Annotated in this window: 20 protein-coding genes; 10 read left to right on the top strand and 10 right to left on the bottom strand. The window is 56.2% G+C overall.

The window, feature by feature from the left end; genetic code table 11:
- The first annotated feature begins 155 nt into the window (after window positions 1–155).
- Window positions 156–1,508 (top strand): 2-oxoadipate dioxygenase/decarboxylase HglS, encoded by a 1,353-nt coding sequence (hglS, locus tag HXW73_RS17260; RefSeq protein WP_186254252.1) that lies wholly within the window; start codon window positions 156–158, stop codon window positions 1,506–1,508.
- A gap of 38 nt (window positions 1,509–1,546) precedes the next feature.
- Window positions 1,547–1,984, top strand: coding sequence for a type II 3-dehydroquinate dehydratase (gene aroQ / locus HXW73_RS17255; RefSeq protein WP_186254251.1), 438 nt, complete (start codon window positions 1,547–1,549; stop codon window positions 1,982–1,984).
- 30 nt (window positions 1,985–2,014) lie between these two features.
- Here aroQ and HXW73_RS17250 read toward each other — a convergent pair whose 3' ends face one another.
- A complete protein-coding gene (locus HXW73_RS17250) occupies window positions 2,015–2,176 on the bottom strand; it encodes an IclR family transcriptional regulator C-terminal domain-containing protein (protein ID WP_222105016.1) in 162 nt (53 codons plus the stop codon).
- 459 nt (window positions 2,177–2,635) lie between these two features.
- Between HXW73_RS17250 and HXW73_RS17245 the strand changes: the two genes are divergently transcribed.
- A protein-coding gene (locus HXW73_RS17245; RefSeq protein ID WP_446718989.1) for an IS3 family transposase occupies window positions 2,636–4,206 on the top strand; the annotation gives its coding sequence in 2 pieces (ribosomal slippage) (window positions 2,636–3,089 and window positions 3,089–4,206; 1,572 coding nt in all).
- 84 nt (window positions 4,207–4,290) lie between these two features.
- Here HXW73_RS17245 and HXW73_RS17240 read toward each other — a convergent pair.
- From HXW73_RS17240 to HXW73_RS17230, 3 genes are all read right to left on the bottom strand, one after another.
- The gene (locus tag HXW73_RS17240; RefSeq protein WP_186254250.1) at window positions 4,291–5,100 is read right to left on the bottom strand and encodes an IclR family transcriptional regulator; all 810 of its coding nucleotides are present in this window, start codon (window positions 5,098–5,100) and stop codon (window positions 4,291–4,293) included.
- 144 nt (window positions 5,101–5,244) lie between these two features.
- On the bottom strand, window positions 5,245–6,453 hold the full coding sequence (locus tag HXW73_RS17235; protein WP_186254249.1) for a 3-oxoadipyl-CoA thiolase: 1,209 nt from the start codon (window positions 6,451–6,453) through the stop codon (window positions 5,245–5,247).
- A 29-nt stretch (window positions 6,454–6,482) separates the two neighbouring features.
- Window positions 6,483–8,006 (bottom strand): 3-hydroxyacyl-CoA dehydrogenase, encoded by a 1,524-nt coding sequence (locus tag HXW73_RS17230; RefSeq protein WP_186254248.1) that lies wholly within the window; start codon window positions 8,004–8,006, stop codon window positions 6,483–6,485.
- A 205-nt stretch (window positions 8,007–8,211) separates the two neighbouring features.
- Here HXW73_RS17230 and HXW73_RS17225 point away from each other — a divergent pair, with 205 nt between their 5' ends.
- The 7 genes from HXW73_RS17225 to HXW73_RS17195 all read left to right on the top strand — a co-directional run bounded on the left by HXW73_RS17225 (window position 8,212) and on the right by HXW73_RS17195 (window position 15,704).
- Complete coding sequence (locus HXW73_RS17225) at window positions 8,212–9,363, top strand: acyl-CoA dehydrogenase family protein (protein ID WP_186254247.1); 1,152 nt, start codon at window positions 8,212–8,214, stop codon at window positions 9,361–9,363.
- Window positions 9,363–10,964 (top strand): class I adenylate-forming enzyme family protein, encoded by a 1,602-nt coding sequence (locus tag HXW73_RS17220; protein ID WP_186254246.1) that lies wholly within the window; start codon window positions 9,363–9,365, stop codon window positions 10,962–10,964. The genes HXW73_RS17225 and HXW73_RS17220 overlap by 1 nt, the downstream gene beginning before the upstream one ends.
- On the top strand, window positions 10,961–11,404 hold the full coding sequence (locus HXW73_RS17215) for a PaaI family thioesterase (protein ID WP_186254245.1): 444 nt from the start codon (window positions 10,961–10,963) through the stop codon (window positions 11,402–11,404). Before HXW73_RS17220 ends, HXW73_RS17215 begins: the two co-directional genes overlap by 4 nt.
- The gene (locus HXW73_RS17210) at window positions 11,401–12,789 is read left to right on the top strand and encodes a hypothetical protein (protein WP_186254244.1); all 1,389 of its coding nucleotides are present in this window, start codon (window positions 11,401–11,403) and stop codon (window positions 12,787–12,789) included. The genes HXW73_RS17215 and HXW73_RS17210 overlap by 4 nt, the downstream gene beginning before the upstream one ends.
- Before the next feature lie 130 nt (window positions 12,790–12,919).
- Window positions 12,920–13,669, top strand: a complete 750-nt coding sequence (locus HXW73_RS17205) for an electron transfer flavoprotein subunit beta/FixA family protein (RefSeq protein ID WP_186254243.1) — start codon at window positions 12,920–12,922, stop codon at window positions 13,667–13,669.
- Between the two features lie 70 nt (window positions 13,670–13,739).
- Window positions 13,740–14,666: an electron transfer flavoprotein subunit alpha/FixB family protein gene (locus tag HXW73_RS17200; protein WP_186254242.1), complete on the top strand. Its 927-nt coding sequence runs from the start codon at window positions 13,740–13,742 to the stop codon at window positions 14,664–14,666.
- Window positions 14,667–14,744: 78 nt separating this feature from the next.
- On the top strand, window positions 14,745–15,704 hold the full coding sequence (locus HXW73_RS17195; protein WP_186254241.1) for an NAD(P)H-dependent flavin oxidoreductase: 960 nt from the start codon (window positions 14,745–14,747) through the stop codon (window positions 15,702–15,704).
- On the opposite strand, the gene HXW73_RS17190 is transcribed toward HXW73_RS17195, so the two are convergent.
- From HXW73_RS17190 to HXW73_RS17165, 6 genes are all read right to left on the bottom strand, one after another.
- Window positions 15,686–16,465: an enoyl-CoA hydratase/isomerase family protein gene (locus tag HXW73_RS17190; protein ID WP_186254240.1), complete on the bottom strand. Its 780-nt coding sequence runs from the start codon at window positions 16,463–16,465 to the stop codon at window positions 15,686–15,688. The genes HXW73_RS17195 and HXW73_RS17190 overlap by 19 nt on opposite strands.
- Window positions 16,466–16,475: 10 nt before the next feature.
- Window positions 16,476–17,594, bottom strand: coding sequence for an acyl-CoA dehydrogenase family protein (locus tag HXW73_RS17185; protein WP_186254239.1), 1,119 nt, complete (start codon window positions 17,592–17,594; stop codon window positions 16,476–16,478).
- Window positions 17,595–17,604: 10 nt separating this feature from the next.
- The gene (locus tag HXW73_RS17180) at window positions 17,605–18,798 is read right to left on the bottom strand and encodes an acyl-CoA dehydrogenase family protein (RefSeq protein WP_186254238.1); all 1,194 of its coding nucleotides are present in this window, start codon (window positions 18,796–18,798) and stop codon (window positions 17,605–17,607) included.
- Window positions 18,798–20,207, bottom strand: coding sequence for an enoyl-CoA hydratase/isomerase family protein (locus tag HXW73_RS17175; RefSeq protein ID WP_186254237.1), 1,410 nt, complete (start codon window positions 20,205–20,207; stop codon window positions 18,798–18,800). The genes HXW73_RS17180 and HXW73_RS17175 overlap by 1 nt, the downstream gene beginning before the upstream one ends.
- Before the next feature lie 75 nt (window positions 20,208–20,282).
- Entirely contained in the window at window positions 20,283–21,428 is a 1,146-nt protein-coding gene (locus HXW73_RS17170) for a TAXI family TRAP transporter solute-binding subunit (protein ID WP_186254236.1), read from the bottom strand.
- A 26-nt stretch (window positions 21,429–21,454) separates the two neighbouring features.
- A complete protein-coding gene (locus HXW73_RS17165; RefSeq protein WP_186254235.1) occupies window positions 21,455–23,461 on the bottom strand; it encodes a TRAP transporter permease in 2,007 nt (668 codons plus the stop codon).
- Between the last annotated feature and the right edge of the window lie 31 nt (window positions 23,462–23,492).

The following is a 23,492-nucleotide window of genomic DNA, read 5'->3' as shown; positions in this document are numbered from 1 at the left end:
AATGTAACAGCCGGACAAGTGACGCCGCCAACGCTTGTGGGAGCTCCTGACAGGCTCGGGTGGTATTTTGATGAAGCTATGGGCAGAAAATATGCAATTGTCGGCATCTCAAGCGCGTTACTATCACCCCAGGCTTTATGATCAAGGAGCGCACGATGAGCGCAGCTCACGTTACCAGCGACGACATTCGCGACCAGTTTTCCAAGGCCATGTCGGCCATGTACCAGCAGGAAGTGCCCCAATACAGTGCCCTGCTGTCGTTGGTCGCGGCAGTGAATGAAGAGGTGCTGTCGGCGTCTCCCGCCCTACGTGAGACGCTTGCCGCCCATAATGCCCTGGATCGCCTCGACGTGGAGCGTCACGGGGCGATTCGTGTCGGCACCGCGGAGGAATTAGCCCTGCTGCGCCGCATGTTCGCCGTGATGGGGATGCAGCCCGTAGGCTACTACGACCTGGCCGCCGCCGGTGTGCCGGTCCATTCCACGGCGTTTCGCCCGGTCGACGATGCGGCGCTTTCGCGCAATCCCTTCCGGGTGTTCACCTCGCTGCTGCGCCTGGAACTGATTGACGACCCTGAGCTGCGTCAACAGGCCAGCGAGATTCTCGAGGCTCGCCGTATTGTCACCCCGCAGGCGGAAGCCCTGATAGAGCGTTTTGAACGTCAGGGTGGGCTCAACGCTGATCAGGCCGAGCAGTTTGTCCATCAAGCGCTGGAAACGTTTCGCTGGCATGAGCAGGCCACGGTCGACTTAGCCACCTATCAGCGCTTGCAGCAGGAGCATCGACTGATCGCCGATGTGGTGTGCTTCAAAGGGCCGCATATCAACCATCTAACGCCGCGTACGCTGGATATCGACGAAGTGCAGCGGCGTATGCCCCAGGTGGGTATTGACCCCAAAGCTATCATCGAAGGACCGCCCCGGCGGCGCTGCCCGATTCTGCTGCGCCAAACCAGCTTCAAAGCGCTGGAAGAGCCGATTTCGTTTGCCGACGCGGCCCAGGGGCATCACACCGCACGCTTTGGCGAAATTGAGCAGCGCGGCATTGCGCTGACGCACAAAGGGCGGGCACTGTATGACCGCCTGCTGGGCGAGGCCAAAAGCGCGACGGTCGCAGATAACGACGCTCACCAGGCTCATTTATCGTCGGTGTTTGAAGCCTTCCCGGATGATGACGCTACCCTGCGCCGCGACGACTTGGCTTTTTTTCACTACCACGCCGCGCCCGGCGCGAAGTTAGACGAACCTGTCGACGCAGGCGATGTGGAAGCGTTACTGGAGCAGGGGGCATTAACGATCTCCCCGATGATTTACGAGGATTTTCTGCCGGTCAGCGCGGCGGGCATTTTTCAGTCGAACCTGGGCGATAAAGGACATAGCGGCTACGCTCGCGATGCCAACCAGCAACAGTTCGAGCAGGCTTTGGGTGTACCGGTGATTGATGAAGTCGCACTCTACGCACAACGTCAGCAGGCATCGCTTGAGCAGGCACTTGCGCAATTGCGTTGAGCGGGAGACAGTGTGTCGCTAAAAGAGGATATTAATGAATGAGCCAGCCAAAAGTTACGGTGCTTCATGGGCCGAACCTAAATCTATTAGGGGCGCGTGAACCAGACGTTTATGGGTACGAGACACTGGATGATGTGAATAACGCGCTGCGTGAAAAAGCGCGCATCGCCGGCTGGGCTATTAACTGTTTTCAGAGCAATCACGAAGGCGAGCTGATCGACGCCATTCATGCGGCTCGTCTGGATGGAACGCTGGCCATCATCATAAATCCTGCGGCCTATACGCATACCTCTGTCGCTATCCTGGATGCGCTTAATGCCTTCGAAGGCAAGGTGATTGAGGTGCATATTTCAAATGTCCACAAGCGAGAAAGCTTCCGCCATCACTCCTATGTATCGTTGCGTGCAGATGGCGTCATTGCGGGGCTTGGGACGCAGGGATACCAAGCGGCGCTAAAGGCAATTCTTGCCACCTAATTATAGATAAAATGTGCCTTGACCAGGCTATTAATGTAACAGGGAGCGGATTTGATAACTTTTTCTCTGCAGTACCGGCAGGTAGTCGCGCAGCAGAGTTTCCAGTTCCACGCGTGCGGCGTTGGTGCTGACATTGGTGGCGCCCAGCAGTTCGCCGTTCGCATCGAAGGTGGGTGCCGCCGTGGAGCGCACGCCCTATCATCTCTTGGTCTGAAATGGCATAGCCTTGTTGATCGTTTACCTGAAGCCATTCGAGTTGCGAAAAAAGCGGACGATATTATTTTTTCATCTGGCAAAGTCGCTGCATCACAGAATCGACACAATGTCTAAAGCAGTTAATCTCTCTAAATTTTGAGATATAACACTACGAGAGTCGCAACTGGCAAGGCTCTATCATCTCGCCAGCTCCTGCATTTTTGCGTATGGCTTATTAGTTGCTGAAGGGCTACGTTGCCGGGACTAGTTTAGGAAACTGGATCTACCCTATCCAAAGTGCAACGATCACAGGATCGTACGAAGCACTTAGCGACGAGTGAGTAGCTCCATCACAACGCTATGTAAGGGGGGTCACATAACCCCCCTCTGTCAGCCTAGTTGTCCGGTTGGCGATATCGCCTAAATCAAATCCAGAGGGAGCGGCATGGAGCGCGTGTGCCACGTTATTCTAAAGAGCGTAAAGCTGTTGTACTGAAAAAGTTGTTGCCACCCCATAATCGCAGTGTGGTATCTGTCGCCACTGAAGAAGGCATCTCTGACGCGACGCTGTATAGTTGGTTAAAACAGTGTCGAGAAAAAGGAGTGCCTGTGCCGGGTTACACCCAAAGCGACAACGAGTGGTCGCCTGACGCCAAGCTTGCCGTGGTCATCGAAACCGCCACCCTGTCAGAAACAGAGCTTGGTGCTTACTGCCGCGAAAAAGGCCTGTATCCCGAGCAGATCCAACAGTGGAAAGCCGCTTGTCTCCAGGGCGCTGGCCAACAAGAAGACCAGCAAAAAACGGCACAAAAGCAGCGTAAACAAGACCGTAAGACGATCAAACAGCTCAAAGCGGAAGTGCGTCGCAAAGACAGAGCCCTAGCGGAAACGACATCGTTACTGGTGCTCTCAAAAAAGCTCGACGCCTTGTACGGCGAAGACCCGAACAGCGGCGAGGACGACTGACGCCTCTTGAGGAACGTGCAAGGCTCATTACGTTGTTTGATGAAGCGGTCACCGGGGGCGCTTCCCGTTATCAAGCAGCGGCGATGATAGACGTGAGCGAGCGCACGCTGAAACGCTGGCGTTCTGGGTGTGGCGCGGTGGCTGAGGATCAGCGCCCACACGCGGTACAAGGCAGTCAGCCGCATCAACTGACTCACGAGGAGGAACAGGCTATTTTGAGTGCCTGCAATCGCTCCGAGTATCAGAGCCTGCCACCGTCTCAGATCGTGCCGTTACTGGCAGATCAAGGGGTCTACTTGGCTTCCGAGTCGTCGTTTTACCGGGTACTGAAAAAGCACCAACAGCAGCACCATCGAGGGCGAATGAAGCCACGCCGCCCAGTGCCTGAGCCGACGAGCTTCACAGCAACCGGACCCAACCAAGTCTGGTGCTGGGACATCAGCTATTGCTCTTCCGTTGTGCGTGGCCAGCACTGGTATCTCTATCTGATCATGGATATCTACAGTCGCAAAATCATCGCCTGGGAAGTCCACGAGGCGGAATCAGGCGAGTTAGCGAAACACCTGCTGGAACGCGCTTTATTGCGCGAAGGCTGCTGGCACCAGCCTCCAGTGCTGCACTCGGATAACGGCGCACCGATGACGTCTTATACGCTTAAAGCGAGGTTAACAGAGCTGGGGATGTTGATGTCTTACAGTCGACCGAGAGTGAGCAATGACAACCCTTACTCGGAAGCGTTGTTCCGCACCGTCAAGTATTGTCCAGCGTGGCCCACAAAGGGCTTTGCATCGCTGAACGCGGTACGTGACTGGATGCTGACGTTCGAACGCGCTTACAACGAACAGCACCTGCACAGTGGCATTCGGTACGTGACGCCCGCTGATCGGCATCAAGGTGCCGACCGAGAACGTCTTGAGCATCGCAAAGCGGTTTATGAAAGAGCTAAGCGCCGACATCCACAGCGCTGGTCAGGCAACACACGAAACTGGGAAGTACCCGGTTCGGTAGCGCTCAACCCTGGCAAGCTGCAGGAAGTCGAGCGTAATAAACAGGCTGCTTAGAGGCAGCTATTTGGACAACTGGGTTGAAAATCACCGTAACATCGACAGTGTTTTTTGTTAAATAATGTGTTTAAAATCAATTGCTTAGCGATGTCTTGGTTCCAGCTCGTTTTTAATATTAAGGGCGATCTCTTTCAACCTCGGACCCAAATTGTTAACGAGTCTTTTATGGTCAAGGCGTAAACTGGCACCACCACAGTTGATCGCCATCACTTCACCACCATTTTCTAAAATCAAAGGCATGGCTACGGCACTAATATCTTGCTGCCAATCTTGTTCTGATAGACAAAAACCATATTCTGCATAGTCTTTCATGCTTTTATCAATGCCTGCTTTATATCGGGGCCACTCTGAACCATAAAATGCTTCCAACTCTTGTAATACCTGTTGGCATCTTTCGTTAGAAAGTCCACATAACCATGCGCGGCCAATTGCGGAAGTGGCGATAGGTAATCGTGAGCCGATATTCAGGCGAATAACTAGTGGACCATGGCCGTGGCAGGTTTCCAAGTAAACCATATCGTTACGATCAGCACTGCCTAGGCTTACATTACAGTCAGTAGCGTCGGCTAGCTTCTGCAGATGGGGACGAGCAATTTCACGAATTCCCATATTAGCAAGATATCGATAACCCAAAGCGAGTATGCCGGGGCCGAGGCGGTATTTTTCTAGGTGGGTATTATGCTGCAAGTAGCCTAATTGAGTAAGCGTGTATGTTAACCTTGACACAGTGGGTCGAGGAACACCGGTTCTATTGGAAAGTTCTGCATTCCCTAGATATTCTTCGCCACTGCCAAAGGCGCGTAATAATTCCAACCCTCGGGCGAGAGCGGTGACAAAATTTCGATCCTTACTTGGAAGTGATCCTTCGTCAGCGATGTCGTTAGGTTCCATCAAGCGTCTCGATTATCTAATAAATAATAGAGCAAGTATCGCATATTTACTTCAGTACGATACAAGTCCTCATTAACGCTTTGGTAACTCTTTAATAGCCTGCCGCGCATGCATATTGAAAGTCGCATGCGCGACGAACGTGGTTTATTGATCTAGGCGCTCAATCACCGTCGCGATACCCTGACCAACCCCAATGCACATAGTAACCAGCGCATAGCGGCCGCCACTGGTTTCAAGTTGGCGTAGGGCCGTCAGCGCCAAGCGTGCGCCGGAGGCCCCTAAGGGGTGGCCGATGGCAATCGCGCCGCCATTAACGTTTAACCGCGAGTCGTCAGAGGAAAGCCCTAACTGCTGCACGCAGCCGAGTACCTGTACGGCAAATGCTTCATTAATTTCGATCACGTCCATTTGTTCAAGGGTCAGTCCTGCACGCGCAAGCGCCTTTTGCGAAGCGGGTACCGGGCCCAAGCCCATCACCCGTGGCGCTACCCCGGCTACGGCACTCGCCACGATTCGAGCACGCGGCGTTAGCCCCACACGCTCGCCGGCCGCCTGGGTGCCCACAATCATGGCAGCGGCGCCGTCGTTAAGGCCCGAGGCGTTGCCAGCGGTCACCACGCCACCCTCAAATAGTGTACCTAGCTTGGCAAGCTTATCTTCAGTGCTTTGTGGACGTGGGTGTTCGTCCTTATCTACCAGCAGTGGCGGCTGTTTGCGCCCTTGGGGCACTTCAACGCCAAATATTTCACCGTCGTAGAAACCGGCGGCAAGCGATTTTGCATAGCGTGCCTGGGAGCGAGCGGCAAATGAATCGCTGGCATCACGGCCAATATTGAGGTCGTGGGCAATGTTATCGGCGGTTTCCGGCATGCTGTGGCTGCCGTACTCCTTGGCAATCCAGGGGTTGGGAAAGCGTGAACCGATCACCGTATCGTACATCGGCTGATTACGGGCGAATGGGGAGTCCGCTTTGCCAAGTACGTAGGGTGCACGGGACATCGATTCTACGCCACCGGCTAAAAACAGCTCGCCTTCGCCCAACCGTGCTGCACGGGCGGCGTCCATCATCGCTGCCAAGCCACTGCCGCAGAGACGGTTGACGGTTTGCCCGGCGACTTCAATGGGAAGGCCAGCGAGTAGCGCCCCGTGGCGGGCCACGTTACGAGAGTCCTCGCCTGCCTGGTTGGTACAGCCTGCCAGCACCTCTTCGTAACTCTCTGGCGCGAAAGGGTTGCGGGCTACCAACGTTTTGAGGGTCAGGCCCAGCAGTTCATCCGGCCGAATGGCCGCTAAGTTGCCGCCGTGGCGACCAAAGGGGGTACGGATGCCGTCGTAAATATAGGCGTCTTGCATGATGGTGCTCCTTGTTATTGGTGTAGACGTTAAGCGGTGGTTAGCGATACTTGTAGCGCGGCGCGGCGGCGCAGCCACGGGCTGGGGCGATAACGGGGGTCGCCGGTGGCCTCAAGCAAGTTATTGAGTATCGTCATAATGCGTGAAGCGCCGTAGTGGTCGCCCATGCCCAAGGGACCAAACGGGTAGCCCAGGCCAAGCTCAACCGCACGGTCGATAGTCGCGGGTTCAGCAACGCTCTGCTGGGCAATATCGGCGCCGACATTAACGATGCAGGCAGTAATACGCTGAAGAACAAAACCGTTGCTGTCCTGGAGGGTGCTCACCGCCGTGCCGTCGTGATTGAGAAGGCTCTGTGCTGCTTGAATAAACGTGTCTTGGGTCAGCGGTGTCGTCATTAGGCTGCGGCGGTTATCAAGCCCCGCGAGCATATCCACGGCCACGCACTGTTGGGCGTCTAACGTCTGGCGCAGCGCACAGCTGGTGGCATCTTCACCAAAAGGCGTCAGCAGGCAAAGCGCTTGTTCAGTGGGCTGAGTGCCGGTTTCTAATGGCCAGCCTGCCGTTTTGACCAGCCCAGCGAGAGCCTCAGCAGATTCGGGGTCGTCTTGACTGATCCACACCGGGCAAGGCGACACCGCAGCGATGGTAGGCTCATCCGGCATTTGCTGTTTGCCTTCTATATAGTTGTAAAAGCCTTCGCTGGTTTTTCGCCCCAGCAAGCCCGCGGCCAAACGTTGCCGCGTTAACGGTGACGGACGAAAGCGTGGCTCTTCATAAAACTGTTGGTAAACCGATTCCATCACCGCGTGGGAAACATCGAGCCCGGTCAAATCTAGCAGGGTAAAAGGGCCCATCCTGAATCCGCCTTGATCGACCATAATACGATCGATAGTGGCCGGGTCGGTGACACTTTCTCCTAAAATGCGCAGCGCTTCGGTACCGAAGGCGCGCCCGGCGTGGTTGACCAGGAACCCCGGCGTATCGGTCGCCTGAGCGGTAAAGTGGCCCATGGCTGCGCCTAAGGTATTTACCCGCTGGGTAACCTCGTCTGAGGTTCGAAGGCCAGGGATAACCTCAGCAATTTTCATCAGCGGTACGGGGTTAAAGAAGTGAAAGCCGATAACCCGCTCCGGGTGCTGGCAGGCGGCGGCAATCGCTGTGACAGATAGCGATGATGTATTGGTCGCTAATACCGCTTGTTGGCTGATGATGTCTTCTAAGTCGCTGAACAGACCCTGCTTGGCCTCTAGCTTCTCAACAATCGCTTCGATGATTATGTCGCAAGGGGCCAGCGCGGCGAGTTCGCTTGCTTCGATCAACCGTTCACTGTACTGCTGAGCCTGGTCCTCACTAATGCGCTGCTTTTCGGCACTTCTCTGCCATAGGCCATTAATAAAGTTTTTAGCTTCTTGTACGGCACCCTCTTTAACGTCGAACAGCATGACGTCTAGACCTGCCTGAGCAGCCAGCTGCGCGATGCCACGGCCCATAGCGCCGGTGCCGACGATACCAAGCGTGTTAAAAGGGGAAGGTGTTGATTCGCTAGCCATGCGCTAAGTCCTCTCTGCAAATGGGTACTATTTGGTGTTTTGATTCTGCATTGCAAAATATAATTCCAATTATTGACTGTCATCCTAGGCTATGCAAAAGTGCCTGACAAGAATAGTGGACTATAGTTTTGCTATGCAGAACATGCGTACTGTCCACGCTCAGCGCTAACACTAATCATAAAAACCGTTGCCACCAGGAGCCGTCATGATCCGAGATCCCGAATTAATCAATCAGCTTGTCGATACCATCGGCCGTTTTGTCCGTGAGCGCCTCATCCCCAATGAGGCGAGACTGGCAGAAGAGGATGCTGTGCCGCCGGAAATTCTATCGGAAATGAAAGAGATGGGGCTTTTTGGGCTATCGATTCCTGAAGAGTACGGCGGACTGGGGTTGACGATGGAAGAGGAGGCGTTAGTGGCGATGGAGATTGGCAAAACGTCGCCCGCTTTTCGCTCGGTATTTGGCACTAACAACGGTATTGGAGCCCAAGGTATTTTGATTGACGGCACCGACGAGCAGAAAGCTAAATATGTGCCGCGTTTGGCAACGGGGGAGATCCTCAGCTCGTTCTGTTTGACCGAGCCCGATTCAGGCTCCGATGCGGCCAGCCTGCGGACGACGGCGGTGCGCGACGGTGATCACTATATTTTGAATGGCACCAAACGCTATATCACCAACGGCCCCGAAGCTGATCTTTTTACCGTTATGGCGCGCACTGATCCTAATAATAAAGGCGCAGGTGGTATATCAGCATTTATTGTTGAAGGCGATACCCCGGGTTTAGTGCGCGGCCCGGCAGATAACAAGATGGGCCAGAAGGGCGCCCACACCTGCGATATTATTTTCGATAACTGCCGGGTACCCGCCGAAAACATTATTGGTGGTAAAGAGGGGCAGGGCTTTAAAACCGCTATGAAGGTGCTGGATCGCGGGCGGCTGCATATCTCTGCCGTCTGTGTCGGTGTGGCTGAGCGTTTGGTCGAAGAGTCATTGCGCTACACCATGGAACGCAAACAGTTTGGTGCTGCCCTTGCCGAACACCAATTGATTCAAGCCATGCTGGCGGATAGTAAAACCGAAGCCTATGCAGGCAAGACCATGGTGATGGATGCCGCGCGCCGTAAAGATGATAACGAAAACGTTTCGACGCTGGCCTCCTGCTGCAAACTGTTCTGCGCTGAGATGGTAGGGCGAGTGGCCGATCGCGCGGTGCAGGTTCACGGCGGCGCGGGCTATATGTCTGAGTACGCCGTTGAGCGCTTCTACCGTGATGTGCGGCTATTCCGCATTTACGAAGGCACGACCCAAATTCAGCAAATCGTGATTGCCCGGAATATGGTGCGGGAGGCGTCCTAATGGCTTTGTCGTTACCTTACCAAGCACCGGACGAGAATATTTTTGGGCGCCTCGCCAGCGAGCTGGTGGCTGAGCTTCCCGAACGACTCAGCACCCGCGTGCTTGAAAATGCTCAGCGCCTTGGCGATCGACCCGCTATAGTGGATGGCAACATACGCTTGAGCTATGCAGAGCTGGGTGAAGAAATACACGCCGCCTGTGATTGGTTAAGTAGGTTGGATATTCGCCCAGGCGACCGGATTATGACGGTAAGCGAAAACTGCCGCGCCCTGGTCGTGCTGCTGCTCGCCGCCAGCGAGATGAATGTCTGGGTGGCGATTGTGAATTCGCGGTTATCTGCCCAGGAAGTCGATCTGATTCAGGGCAACTGCCTGCCTCGGCGAGTGTTCTACACTTGCGATGCATCACCAGAGGCGTGCCAGCACGCCGAGCGCCACGCCGCCGACCGCTACCAGCACCCTCAGTTGGGTGGGCTTGCGATTTCATCGCTGTACGACAGCGAACCAGAGCCTATCTACGCCAGCGGTCGCGAGCAGGTGGCAGCAATGATCTACACCTCGGGCACCACAGGCACGCCTAAAGGGGTCATGCTGACCCATCGCGGCATTCTATATATTGCCTCGATCTCCGGTGGCATGCGCCATTTAAGCGAAGGGCAGCGAGTATATGGCGTACTGCCCATGTCTCATGTGTTTGGTCTCTCTTCTGTGTGCATGGGATCGCTGTATAACGGTGCCTGCCTGTATACCGTGCCGCGTTTTGATGCCGCGCATATGTTAGATACGCTAAAACAGGAGCGTATTACCGTGCTCCAGGGCGTGCCCGCGATGTATGCCCGGGCGTTAGAGTTCTTGAAACGCGAGCAGCGCACCCTGGAAGCGCCTGAGCTGATTTACATGTCTGCGGGTGGTTCGCCGTTAGACAGCGATACCAAAGTGCGTGTGGAAGCAGCCTTTGGTCTGACGCTACACAATGGCTACGGATTAACCGAGGCGAGTCCCACCATCAGCCAAACCCGCATTGATGATCGCCATGCCAACAGCACCGTTGGCCGCGTGCTCCCCCTGCTGGAGTATCGTCTGGAGCCTCTGAACGATAGTGGCACTTCCGAGCAGCCTGGCGAAGAAGTGGGTGAACTGTGGGTGCGCGGCCCCAACATAATGAAAGGCTACTTTCGCCAACCGGAAGCTACCCGTGCAACCCTGACCGAAGATGGTTGGCTCAATACCGGCGACATTGCCAAGCTCGATCATGATGATCAACTGTATATCGTTGGACGTAGCAAAGAGCTGATAATCCGCTCGGGCTTCAATATCTACCCACCTGACGTGGAAGCAGTGATCAACGAGCACCCGGCAGTCACGCTAACCGCTGTGGTAGGGCGCCAGATCGCCGGAAACGAAGAAGTCGTGGCATTTGTGCAATGCGAGCCTGGCGTTGAGGTAGATCTGGCGGAGCTTAAGGCGTTTATCGCTGAGCGGCTGGCGCCTTACAAGCGACCCACTCAAATTGTTTTAATGGATACGCTGCCTTCCACCGCCAGTGGCAAAATTCTCAAGGGGCGGCTGCGTGACTTGGCGCAGCAGGAGAGCGCCTCATGAGCCAGTCGGATACTTCCCGACACGCACTGATGGGCTATCACGAACTGCTGGGTATGCAGGTGGTTGAATGGCGCCAAGATCGCACCGTGGTTGAACTCACCATTGAGCCCAAGCACCTGAACCGCAGTGGCAATGTGCACGGTGGCGTGCTGGCCTCGATGTTGGATAGCGCCCTGAGCCTGGCAGGCCTGCACTGTGATGTGCCGGGCAATATTCGCAGGGGGATGACGCTGTCGCTGACGACCACGTTTGTGGGCCCCGCTCGGCAAGGTGTGCTGCGGGCAACGGGAATCCTGCGCGGTGGTGGGCAAAAAACCTATATGACCAGCGGTGAGATCACCGACGAAAAGGGCAATCTAGTGGCGATGGGCGAGGGATCGTTTCGCCGTCGTAGCGGCAGCGAATCGCCTGAAGGACTTCCCGAGGATTGTTCTGAGTGAGCCTAGCCCGCCTGCGGGTCTCGCTGTTACTGCTGGTTACCCTGGCAACGTTATTTCATTTGGTGATCGGCAGCCTGTTTTCGCAGGCTGTTGGTGTTGCCGCGCTGCTGCTCTATTTAGCGACGCTTGGCGGCCAGCTAACCCGAATGGCCAAAGGGTTATTGCTGGTCGCAGGGTTACTGTCTTTACTTGCGCTATGGCGTTCGCCGAATCCTGGCTCGCTGCTGTTTGAGGCCAGCGGGCGTTTTGCTTTTTTTGCCACCTTTGTGGTGGCGCTGAGTATGCTGCGCTTACCTGCCTATCGTTCCCGCTTGGTGCGCCGCTGCGGGCAGAGCATGCTGCTTCAACCACCCAGCCGCCGTTACCCGATTTTATCATCAGGCTCGGCGCTGTTTGGCATCATTCTCAATATCGGCGTGCTTAATCTGTTCGCCGCCATGATCGAAAAGAGCAATACACTAGGTGCCGCGCAAGGACGTGCCTGGGTGCGTGAGGCGCGCCAGCGGCGCATGATGCTAGCGCTACTGCGTGGTTTTTCCCTGGCGCCGCTGATTTCGCCCATGGGCATTGGGGTGGCGGTGGTGCTATCGAGCCTGCCCCAAATTACTTGGCTTGAGCTAGCACCATATATTTTGGGCGCCGCAGCGCTGATTTTTCTAGCCGGTTGGACGGTGGATTACCTAACGGGGCCGCACCCGCCTGCCAATAAAGCCCAGGCAACAACGCCTTCGTTACGACCGCTGGCGCAGTTTAGCCTGTTGCTTATCGGTATTGTCGCACTGGTGTTTTCTATTGCCTGGCTGCTTGATTTACGGCTACCTATTGCCGCGTTGCTGGGCGCGCCCACAGGGGCACTTCTATGGCTTGCCTGGCAGCGGCGCAGGCTCGGCTATGGCGGGCTACCTGCGGCCATAACGGCTGTGCATCGCCAGCTGCCATGGCTGCTGTCGCCCAGTGCTAATGAAATTGTGGTGTTGGGGGCGGCGGGTTATTTAGGGCATTTATGCGTTGGGCTAGTCGATACTCAGCAGTTGGCACCGCTGTTAACAGTGTTAAACCAGTTGGGTGCCTTTAATGCTGTGCTGGCCATGCTAATGGTCGTTGGGCTTGCCCAGGTAGGCGTTAATCCTATTGTGACGGTCACACTACTGGTGGGGCTGCTGCCGCAATTGGGTATCGAAGGACTGACGCCACCCCTCGTTGGCGCATCGCTGATGGTAGGTTGGGCGCTGGCGCTAATGTCGTCGCCAATGACGGCATCAATGTTGATCCTATCCCGATTTACCGGCGTACCCGCCACTAAGATTGGCTACCGCTGGAACGGTCGCTTTTTGGTAACCTCGATTCCGCTGTTAGCAGCATGGTTTCTCTGGTCTCCTTTTTAAGAGAGTGCTAGCACAAGGAAGCGCTTGACCTTTGTTCGGCGTTTTTTTAATGTATATTTTATAAAGTGAAATAATATTTTGCTATGCGGAATTAATTGGATTGATTAGCTAAGCATTTGGAGCACGCCTTATGAAAATTCTCGTCGCGGTGAAACGCGTCATCGACTACAACGTCAAAATCCGCGTTAAAGCGGACCACTCCGACGTCGACCTGACCAACGTCAAAATGGCCATGAACCCCTTCTGCGAAATTGCCGTGGAAGAAGCGGTACGTCTGAAAGAGAAGGGCGTCGCCACGGAAGTGGTCGCTGTGACGGTCGGCCCCAAAGCGGCCCAGGAACAGCTGCGCACTGCGCTTGCGCTGGGGGCAGATCGCGCCATTCATATCGAGACTGACGAGCGCGCCGAATCACTGGCGGTGGCCAAGCTGCTGGCCAAGGTGGTCGATGAAGAGCAGCCGGGCATGGTCATCCTCGGCAAGCAGGCCATCGACACCGACAATAACCAGACCGGCCAGATGCTCGCCGCGTTGACCAACCTGCCCCAGGGCACCTTTGCGTCAGAGGTAGCCGTCGACGGTGACAAGATTCACGTGACGCGGGAAATCGATGGTGGCCTGCAGACGATTGCGTTGACGCTGCCAGCGATTGTCACGACCGACTTGCGCCTTAACGAGCCGCGCTATGCCAAGCTGCCGGATATCATGAAAGCCAAGAAAAAGCCCATGGACGTGAAGACCCCCGCCGATTACGGTGTCGAGGTGGCCTCCAAGGTGAGCCTGGTGAAAGTCGAATCCCCCGCCGAACGCAAGGGCGGTATCAAAGTGGCCTCGGTCGACGAGTTGATCGACAAACTGAAAAACGAAGCCAAGGTTCTTTAAGGTCGGTTCTTTACCCCCCGTACTTTGAGACAAGTTCTTCGAGACAAGCGCTTTGAAAGGAGCTGATTTTATGAGCATTTTGGTACTTGCCGACTTGCACGAAGGCCAACTGGCCGGGGCCACGGCCCACGTCGTGGCGGCGGCTAAAGCCATTGGTGGCGATATCGACGTTCTTGTCGCCGGTGAAGGCGTCAAAGCCGCGGCCGAGGCTGCCGCCAAGCTCGACGGCGTGAGTAAAGTGCGCGTCGCGGATAACGCCGTTTACGCCCACCAGCTCGCTGAGCCCATGGGCGCGCTGCTGGTCGAACTGGTTGATGGCTACACCCACGTGCTGGCCAGCGCCTCCACCACCGGCAAAAACGTGCTACCGCGCCTGGCGGCCTTGAAAGATGTCAGCCAGCTTTCTGATGTTCTCGCCGTGGATAGCGCTGACACCTTCAAGCGCCCGATTTACGCCGGTAACGCCATTGCGACCGTCAAGAGCGACGACGCGCTGAAAGTCATCACCGTGCGTACCACCGGCTTCGATGCCGTGGGCGACGGCGGCAGCGCCCCCATCGAAGCCGTTGATACCGTGGTCGACAACGCCCAGTCCAGTTTCGTCAAACAGGAACTGGCCGAGTCGGACCGCCCGGAGCTTGGCGGTGCCAAGGTCGTCATCTCTGGCGGTCGCGGCATGGGCAATGGCGAGAACTTCAAGCTGCTCGACGGCATTGCCGACAAGCTGGGGGCGGCGATTGGTGCCTCCCGCGCCGCAGTTGATGCCGGCTTTGTCCCCAACGATATGCAGGTCGGCCAGACCGGCAAGATCGTTGCCCCGGATCTGTATATCGCCGTGGGCATCTCCGGTGCCATTCAGCACCTGGCGGGCATGAAAGACTCCAAGGTGATCGTTGCGATCAATAAAGACGACGAAGCGCCGATCTTCCAGGTCGCGGATTATGGCCTGGTGGGCGATCTGTTCGAGATCCTCCCGGAGCTGGAAAGCAAGCTGTAAGCGCCTTGAAAAGAGTCTCGTAAAAGCCCCGTAAGGGGCTTTTTAACGACTTTACAATAATAACCCAGCGAGTTGCCTATGCTAACGCGTCTAACCGCTTCGTTAACTCTGCCGGTGATCGGCTCTCCCATGTTTATCGTCTCCGGGCCTAAGTTGGTGATTGCTCAGTGCCAGGCGGGCATTATAGGTGCTTTCCCGGCGCTCAATGCGCGTCCTGCGGAGGTGCTGCGCGAGTGGCTGAAGCAGGTCACTCAAACCCTGGCCAACTATGACGAGCGGCACCCAGAACAGCCTTCGGCGCCCTTTGCGGTTAATCAAATCGTTCATCCTACCAATGATCGTCTAGAGCACGATGTCGCGCTGTGCGCCGAGTTTAAAGTGCCGCTGGTGATTACTAGTCTGCACGCGCCTAATCGTGTAGTTGAACAGGTACATGCCTATGGCGGCTTGGTCTTTCATGATGTCACCACGCTACGCCATGCCAAGAAGGCAGTGGATGCAGGCGTCGATGGCTTGATACTGGTGTGCCACGGTGCGGGCGGTCATGCCGGGCGTTTAAATCCGTTTGCCTTTGTGGCCGAGGTGCGCCGCTTCTATGATGGGCCGCTGGTGCTGGCGGGGGCGATCACCCAAGGCGAGCAGATCGTTGCCGCCCAGGCGCTAGGCGTCGACTTGGTGTATATGGGCACGCGTTTTATTGCCACTCAAGAGGCCAATGCTCAAGCCGCCTACAAACAGATGGTGCTGGACGCTGCAGCGGGAGACATTGTCTATACCAACCTGTTTACCGGCGTGCACGGGAACTATTTACGCCAAAGTATTGAGCAGGCGGGGTTAGACCCTAATGCGCTGCCTGAAGGCGATAAAAGCTCGATGCGCTACGGCTCGGGCGGTAGCAGTAAAGCAAAAGCGTGGCGGGATATTTGGGGCGCGGGGCAGGGCGTGGGTAGTATTGCCACACTGAATAGTGTGGCAGAAGAAGTCGCGACGCTACGCGCAGATTATCAGCAGGCGCTGGATCATTTACGGCGGCTTTGACGAAACGCCGCCACTCGCATCTGGAAATCCTCAGAGGCCTTGCACTGATCCTGTAGCTCGCCCTCTAACGCCATCGTGTCACTCAACGATCGCTGTGCGGCTTCACGCAGCGCGCGTTTGGTGGCACTTAACGCCTGAGGCGATTGACCCACCAGCGCTTGGGCCAACGAACGCGCTTCTGCTAGCACCTGGTGATCTTCAACGACCCGGTTAGCCAAGCCGAGCGCCACGCAGCGCTCACCCGAAATGGGGGTCGCCAAGGCGGCCATCTCAAACGCTTGGGCATGGCCAAGCTTGCGTACTAGATGCCAGCAGGCGCCGCCGTCGGGGATCAAACCGATATTGATAAAGGCAAGCTTTAAGTAAGCGGAATGGCCCATGACCACCATATCGCTGGCGAGCACATAGGAAACCCCTATGCCTGCCGCGGCGCCACTAATCGCTGCAATCACCGGCTTTTCCATCGTCATTAAACTGCGCAGGGCGGGCAGAAAGAGTTTTTCCAGCCGCTCGCTGGCGGGCTCAGCCGTGGCTTTCTCAAACTCCGCCAGATCAGCGCCTGCACAAAACGCGCTGCCCTCACCGCGCAGAATCACACAGCGAACCCGTTCATCTGTCGCTACCGCCGCCAGCGCTTGATTGAGCGCCAGGGCGGTGGCTTCATTCAGGGCATTGCGGACTTCTGGGCGCGTAATCGCTACTTCGACAACGCCGTTTTCATTAGCGCTGACAGTGACTAATTCGCCGGTGCGATCGGACATATCATGCTCCCTAGGCAACGCTTAACAGATCACTAATCGTTTCGAGATGGTAGTCGCTATCGCCCAGGTAGTGATCGAACATCACCAGGTGCTTGGCGTAGTTCGCGACATAGCACTCTTCGGTCATGCCCATTGCCCCATGAAGCTGGATGGCCTGTTCGGCAATAAAGCGCGCTGATTCGCCACAGTACGCCTTGGCCGCGGCGATTTTGTAATCCCGCTCGCTGGCAGGCAGGGTAAGGCTGGTTGCCGCTAAAATCGCCATGGAGCGGGATTGCTCCAGGTGCAGGTGCATATCCACCATGCGGTGTTGCAGCGCCTGGAAGGTGGATAGTGGCAGGCCAAACTGCTTGCGCTCTTTAAGATAGGCCAGGGTTTGGTCGCAGGCTTCTTCCATTGCGCCGATGGCTTGAGCGCAGATTGCCGCGCGACCTAGGGCCAGAACCTCGGCCAGCGTATCCCTGACATCTTCGCTCAGGCAATGGGCTAACGGCAGTGTGACATTGTCTAGCGTGAGGTCACCGGCAGCTTGGTCGTCGATAGTACGGTAAAGTTGCGGCGATGCGCCGGGCGTGCCCGTGGGCACAATGAATAGCCCTAATTTGCCGCTCTCTAATTGTGCCGTGACCAGCGTAGCTGCCGCCGCTTCGAGGTTCAGAACGACATCTTTTCTGCCATTTAACTGCCACTGCGCGTCTTGCTGTTTAGCTTGGGTAGATACCGTGAAGGCATCGTAGCGGGTGCCAACTTCCTGCCAGGCAAGCGCCAGTTGATGCTCGCCCTCAAGCAGCGGGGTAAGCCAGCGTTCCTGCTGCTCGCTGTTAGCGGTCAGGGCCAGCAACTGGCCGGGTAGCACGAGGCCCGCAAGATAATGTTCTGGCACCAGGCCTCGCCCGAGTGCCTGCATGATAATCATCAGGTCGGTGCCATCGCCACCCAGCCCACCTACGTCTTCACTAAAAGGCATATGCAGTAGGCCAAGCTCAGCAAAGGTGCGCCAGAGTGCAGAGGCACCTTCGGGGGCATCGGCAAGCATCGCACGGCGCTGCTCGGGGGAAACCTGATCGGCCACTAAGCGAGAGAGCGTCTCTTCGAGCATGCGTTGCTCGTCGGTTAAAGCAAAATCCATGGTGACTTCCTCACATAGCTAAAATAGTTTTGGCGACGATACTTTTCTGTATTTCGTTGGAGCCGCCATAAATCGACAGCTTGCGGCGATTGAAGTATTGAGCACTGGCGGAGGCGCTTTGGGCGCTCTCATCGTCCAGGCTGGCATCACCATGCAGGAAGTCGGGGAAGAACGGCAGAGCAGCAGGGCCAAGGGCGCGGCGGGTGAGCTCGCTTAGCTCCTGGCGCAGCTCTGAGCCACGCACTTTCAGCAGCGAGCTTTCTGCACCGGGCACGCCGCCATCCCGGGCTGCGGCTATCACGCGTAGATTGGTCACTTCCAGCGCCATCAGCTCAAGCTCGGCTTTGACCACCCGCTGGCGGAAACTGGGCAGGTCCAACAGCGGTTTGCCACGATGCTCAACCCGGCTGGCGAGAGACTTCAGGTGGCGCAATGCCTGCTTGGCGTGGCCAAGCCCTGCAATGCCGGTGCGTTCGTGGGTGAGCAGGAATTTGGCGCAGGTCCAGCCCTGGCCCTCTTCTCCGACGCGGTTTTCAACCGGCACCCGCACGTTGTCTAAAAAGATTTCATTAACTTCGTGGGCACCGTCCAGGGTAATAATGGGTCGTACGGTAATCCCTGGCGTTTGCATATCGATCAACAAAAAGCTAATGCCCGCCTGCTTTTTAGCCTCTGGGTCGGTACGCACTAGGCAAAATAGCATGTTGGCGTGCTGGCCCAAGGTGGTCCAGGTCTTCTGACCATTGACGATATAGTGGTCGCCGTCGCGTACCGCGCGGGTATTCAGACCTGCCAAATCGGAACCCGCACCGGGCTCTGAGTAGCCCTGACACCACCAATCCTGATTGCTCAAAATGCGCGGCAGATAGTGCTGTTGCTGTTCGATACTGCCGAATTTCATGATGACCGGAGCCACCATGTTGACGCCGAAAGGCACGACCGTCGGCGCGTGGGCCGCGGCGCACTCTTCATCAAATATATGCCGCTGTACCGGTCCCCAGCCTGGTCCGCCGTGCTCTTTTGGCCAGTTAGAGGCTAGCCAACCCTGTTCGCTGAGAATGTTCTGCCAGCGTAGATGATCATCAGCGCGCAGGTGGCGGCCCAAGCGCACGCGTTCGCTAATATCGCTGGGTAGCGCGTCGGCTAGAAAATGGCGTACCTCTGCACGGAATGCCTGCTCTTCGGGGCTAAAAGTGAGGTTCATTAATGTGTTTCCTTAAGGGTTGCCTGGCGGTGAGGCCCACCTAAATGTCGCGGATAACCTAGTGCCTCTACCGCCAGCAAATCGATATCACTCTCGCGGTAACAGAAGCCGTTGTTAGCGATACTGAGGCTCGCCTGTTCTAAAGCGGATTGCCGTTCGCTGGCTGATGCTTCTTTAATTTCAGCGTGCATGGTATTCAGCAAGCTTTGTCGTTGGCTGACCACGACGTTGACTTTTAGCGTCTTTAAGGTGAGGGCAGCCTGCTGCTGGATCAGTGGCTCTGCGCTTAAGTTGACCAGCTCTACCATGCTGCCGCCTTCGGCGATGACTAACTGTAATGCTGTCTCAGTCCTGCTGCTGATGCCGATCTCGTCCAGTTTGATGACGGGGCATCCCACGGCAGCATCCATGGGCGTATTCGGCGCCAGTAGACATAGCTCGGTGGCAGCGTCAGGTGCGCTAGTGAGGGTAATCCCCGCCCGTTGAGCGGCTTTTTGCAGGCGCTCGAATAGCGGATGCTCGCCCATTAGGGCGACGCGATTAAAAGCCTTGGCTTTGTCAATATTTGGCACTACGTGAGGGCTGCGCGCGGCAAAAAACAGATGAATGAGTCCGGCGCGTTGGGGGGAGTCCATACAGGCCAAAAACAGTTCCCGCTCGCTGCGCAGGCCATCTTGAAGCGTTTCAGCCGTCACGCAGGCCTCCACCGCTTCAACAATGCGAAACGGCGAGAAGAGATCGGGAGATTCTTGGTGAAGACGCGACAGCGTAGAGTCGATCGCCTGGGGATCAGCTGAAGGAGGTGGTAGTTGACCAGTGATGCGCGACGTTTGGTTACCTGCCAGTACCTCTTTAGCTGCCGCTAGGCCCGCGTCAAGCGGCGTTTCTGCATTGCTGATGGCGTCGATAATGCCCGCCTCCAAGGCTTCCTCAGCCTCTACAAAGCGCCCGCTGGTAATCATCTCTAATGCGCGCTCAACGCCCACTAAGCGCGGCAAACGCTGGGTGCCACCGGCACCAGGCAACAGACCAAGTTTTACCTCTGGTAGCCCTACGCGGGTTCCCGCCAGCGCGACTCGGTAGTGGCAACCTAGTGCTACTTCTAAACCGCCGCCCAGGGCTGTGCCATGTAGCGCGGCAATCAGCGGTTTTGGGCAGGCTTCCAGTTGGGTGATCACATCGTGCAGCAGCGGGTCTTGAGGCGGCTTACCAAACTCACGAATATCCGCCCCGGCAATAAAGGTGCGGCCATCGGCGAGCACGGCCAGCGCTTTGGCCTCTGCGTCAGCAATACCCTCTTTAAGCGCATCGACCAAGCCACTGCGTACCGCGTGACTTAAAGCATTGACCGGCGGATTGGCAATTTGAATAACGCCTATGTCGCCGTGGCGTTGGTAATGAACGGACATAGCTTGCTCCCATGGTTCGCTTTGCGGAATAAATAGCCGCCCGCTGGCGGCTTATACAGTCGTCACGGTCAAGCGTTAGAAGACGGGGTTAAACCCGGCCTCTTCGAGCGCTGTACGACGCGTCTCCATCCATCCCGCTATAAACGCTTCTTCATCATCTGGCGCCTCAGCCTTATAGTCCTGCCACGTTTCCATTAGCAGTGCTTGGCGCTCAACCAGGGTGTTCTGGTGCTCTTCCATCTCGTCTGTCCAGATGCCAGTTTCACGGTAATAGTCGACCACTGCATCGTGGAAAGGCACCACCCAGGTCATATTCTGGTTTTCTAATGCATAGCCGCTGGCGCCGGGAGCGTTGTCCTTATATTCGTCAAAGGACTCGACCAGCGTGGTGATCAAGCCACGAACGGTTTCAGGGGCAAGATCGGCATTGCTGACCATGATGGGGTAGGGATAGCTGGCGCTGGCAAGCGGCTGATCGGCATCAATACCTGCACCTGAGGTCACGTTATGTGGCTGAAAGTAGGGCGCCACGTCGAGCATGCGTTCCCAACCGGCTTCATCATCGGCGGGTAATTCAGGCCACTGAAGCCCGCGTGGGCTTGCCGTCAGGCGTTGTGCTGCTGGAGTAACCGTTGTGGTGATGGCGGCATCGGCACGGTCGCTGATAATCCCATCGAAGGCGGCGTTATAGCCTGGGAAGTCGACGCGTTCAACGTCGTCCCAGGTTAATCCGGCAAACGCAAGATATGCCTCGGCGGCTTTGTTTAGTGCGTCGTCACCGCGCAGGTAAGCCAGCCGTTTGCCCTCCAGGTCAGCGATTGAGTCGATCTCAACGTCGCCGGCCACCGCCATGCCTAGCCCGAAGGTCGCCATCGAGGTTGAGATGACGCGGATGGGTTGAGGCCCCCAATCAGGTCTGGCAAACATCATCACGCCTTCGGAGCCGTAGTAGCTGGCGATGCCGCAGGCGCAAAGATCAACACGGCCCGTTTTTAATGGCGTCATGCGCATGGTGTCATTTTCACCGGGGATCACCCTCGACTGGGTGCCATGCTCTTCCTGCAGCAATTGGCTAATTGCCATGATTTGCGCATTGCCACTGGTGCCTGTGCCATAAGCAGTCCAGTTAAGGGTACTGGGCATGGCGTTAACATGACTGGCGAGAAGCATTCCAACTGCCACGCTGCCTATCGCGAGAGAGCGTCTTATTGTTGTGTGCATAAAATTCCTTGTGTTTGCCTGCTAGGTTAAGCGCTGGCAGAAAGCGAGCGTTGATGATGGCGCTGACTCAGTCGAGCCAAAACGACCCCGGGTAGCAGTGCCGCAGCGCCGAGGCCGATTAACTCCCATTGACTAAGCGGTACCATGCCGCCGCCCGGAAGCGCCAATAGCAGGCCGGCAATTAATACCAGGGCACGAATAATGCCCTCTTGGAGCGCCCCATAGCCCAGTCTTCCGACGCCCATCAGGTAACCCTGCATGGCTGAGGCAAACAAAATGATGCCGATGATGGCTTGGATAAATACGGCCACGATCATCAGTGGCGCTCCCTGCATGATCAGTGCGGGATTAAGCACGAAGAGGAAAGGAATAAAATAAATCACGCTACCCAAACGCATGGCCTGCAGGCCCGTTTCCATGGGCTTGGCGCCAGCCACAGTGGCGGCGGCAAAGGCACCCAGCGCCACCGGCGGGGTAATAAAGCTCAGCATGCCCCAGTAAAGGATGAACATATGCACTGCCATGGGATCGAGCCCGCCGCCTTGAATCAGCGCAGGCGCCAACGCGACGGCGAGGAAGATATACGCAGCGGTAACGGTCATACCAATGCCCAGCACGAAGCTTGTAGCAGCGCCCATAATCAGTAGTAGTGGTACGCTGCCACCGGCGATATTAATAAAGTCGTTGGCAATGGTGCCGGAAAGCCCGGTCATGGAGAGCGCACCTACCAGCATGCCTACACCGGCTAAAATCGCGATTAGTTCGGCAAATAACTTGGCGGCAGAAGAGAGAGTATCGCCGACGTCTTTCCAGCCCCAGCGATTGTGTTTAGAAAGTTGATTGAGTACCAATAACAGTGCAGTGGCGTAAAAGGGGGCTACAGCTTCACGCTGCATGACCAAAAGCATCCAGACCAACAATGCGAAAACGAAGATAAAGTACCAGCCCTCTTTTATGGTTTGCCAAAGAGAGGGCAGTTCATCGGCGGGTAAGCCTTTAATATCGTTACGCGCCGCGTAAGCGTCGATCTGGATAAACAGGCCTAAAAAGTAGAGCACTGAAGGAATGACCGCTGCCAGCGCAATACTGGCGTAGGGAATATCAAGGAACATCGCCATGACAAAGGCAGTGGCACCCATCACCGGAGGCATTAAGACGCCACCGGTTGAGGCACAGGCTTCCACCCCACCTGCAAAGGATCGTTTCATACCAATACGGCGCATCGCCGGGATCGATAAAACGCCCGTGGTCAGTACGTTACTAATGACGCTGCCGCTCATTGAGCCCATCAGGCCGCTGGAGAAAATCGATACTTTGGCAGGGCCTCCGCGCACATGGCCCAACAAGGCAAAGGCTAGGTTAATAAAAAATTTACCACCGCCGCTTTTTTGCAGCACGACGCCAAACACCAAAAAACCAATAACCAAGCCGGCGAACGCCTGCAGCGGTACACCCATGATGCTTTCGGTGCTCATGGTGTGGTACATGGCCGTCTCTTCAAGGCTTGAAGGAAACGCTTGAATAGGGCCAGGGACAATATCTGCCACCAGCGGGTAGAGCGAGAACAGGCCCGCAATAATCGCGATCGGTAAACCACCCGCCCGGCGTGATGCTTCAATAATTAGTAGCCAAAAAGCGTAGCTGGCGTAAATCGCCACATCCGGGGCAGCAAACGCCCAGCCGCGCTCAAGTATTGGTACGGCGTTATAAACAAAGTATCCCCCAACAATAAGTGTCGAAGCGCTGAGCAGGTAGTCATACCAAGGAATAGGCAATTCTTGCAGGCTGCTACGTATAGGCCAGAGCAGAAAAACCAATGGAAGTAGTAGCGCGACGACGGCATAGTAAAACTGCGTTTCCAGGCCAGTAACAAAGGTAAGCCAGCCGATATTGAACAGGTAATCCAGCGTCATCAGCATCAAAACAACGGTGACAGTGGCTGGAATCCATTGCAGCGCGGTGGGAAGCTGACGAATTTGGCTGATCTTTTCTTTAACCTGCTGTGGATTAGCAGGTGAGGTTTCTGTAGTCATGGGGGTATCCGTCAATCAGCAGGGGCGGCAA

This window comes from Halomonas sp. SH5A2, assembly GCF_014263395.1.
Taxonomy (GTDB): domain Bacteria; phylum Pseudomonadota; class Gammaproteobacteria; order Pseudomonadales; family Halomonadaceae; genus Vreelandella.
This window is presented reverse-complemented; position numbering and strand designations above follow the sequence as displayed.

What these genes read in the sequence shown, in the direction of transcription:
- HXW73_RS17225 (WP_186254247.1), top strand. Translation starts at nt 8,212, where the DNA reads ATGATCCGAGATCCCGAATTAATCAATCAGCTTGTCGATACCATCGGC.
- HXW73_RS17195 (WP_186254241.1), top strand. Translation starts at nt 14,745, where the DNA reads ATGCTAACGCGTCTAACCGCTTCGTTAACTCTGCCGGTGATCGGCTCT.
- HXW73_RS17190 (WP_186254240.1), bottom strand. Translation starts at nt 16,465, where the DNA reads ATGTCCGATCGCACCGGCGAATTAGTCACTGTCAGCGCTAATGAAAAC.
- HXW73_RS17230 (WP_186254248.1), bottom strand. Translation starts at nt 8,006, where the DNA reads ATGGCTAGCGAATCAACACCTTCCCCTTTTAACACGCTTGGTATCGTC.
- HXW73_RS17175 (WP_186254237.1), bottom strand. Translation starts at nt 20,207, where the DNA reads ATGTCCGTTCATTACCAACGCCACGGCGACATAGGCGTTATTCAAATT.
- HXW73_RS17235 (WP_186254249.1), bottom strand. Translation starts at nt 6,453, where the DNA reads ATGCAAGACGCCTATATTTACGACGGCATCCGTACCCCCTTTGGTCGC.
- HXW73_RS17165 (WP_186254235.1), bottom strand. Translation starts at nt 23,461, where the DNA reads ATGACTACAGAAACCTCACCTGCTAATCCACAGCAGGTTAAAGAAAAG.
- HXW73_RS17170 (WP_186254236.1), bottom strand. Translation starts at nt 21,428, where the DNA reads ATGCACACAACAATAAGACGCTCTCTCGCGATAGGCAGCGTGGCAGTT.
- HXW73_RS17205 (WP_186254243.1), top strand. Translation starts at nt 12,920, where the DNA reads ATGAAAATTCTCGTCGCGGTGAAACGCGTCATCGACTACAACGTCAAA.
- HXW73_RS17185 (WP_186254239.1), bottom strand. Translation starts at nt 17,594, where the DNA reads ATGGATTTTGCTTTAACCGACGAGCAACGCATGCTCGAAGAGACGCTC.
- HXW73_RS17220 (WP_186254246.1), top strand. Translation starts at nt 9,363, where the DNA reads ATGGCTTTGTCGTTACCTTACCAAGCACCGGACGAGAATATTTTTGGG.
- hglS (WP_186254252.1), top strand. Translation starts at nt 156, where the DNA reads ATGAGCGCAGCTCACGTTACCAGCGACGACATTCGCGACCAGTTTTCC.
- HXW73_RS17215 (WP_186254245.1), top strand. Translation starts at nt 10,961, where the DNA reads ATGAGCCAGTCGGATACTTCCCGACACGCACTGATGGGCTATCACGAA.
- aroQ (WP_186254251.1), top strand. Translation starts at nt 1,547, where the DNA reads ATGAGCCAGCCAAAAGTTACGGTGCTTCATGGGCCGAACCTAAATCTA.
- HXW73_RS17180 (WP_186254238.1), bottom strand. Translation starts at nt 18,798, where the DNA reads ATGAACCTCACTTTTAGCCCCGAAGAGCAGGCATTCCGTGCAGAGGTA.
- HXW73_RS17240 (WP_186254250.1), bottom strand. Translation starts at nt 5,100, where the DNA reads ATGGAACCTAACGACATCGCTGACGAAGGATCACTTCCAAGTAAGGAT.
- HXW73_RS17200 (WP_186254242.1), top strand. Translation starts at nt 13,740, where the DNA reads ATGAGCATTTTGGTACTTGCCGACTTGCACGAAGGCCAACTGGCCGGG.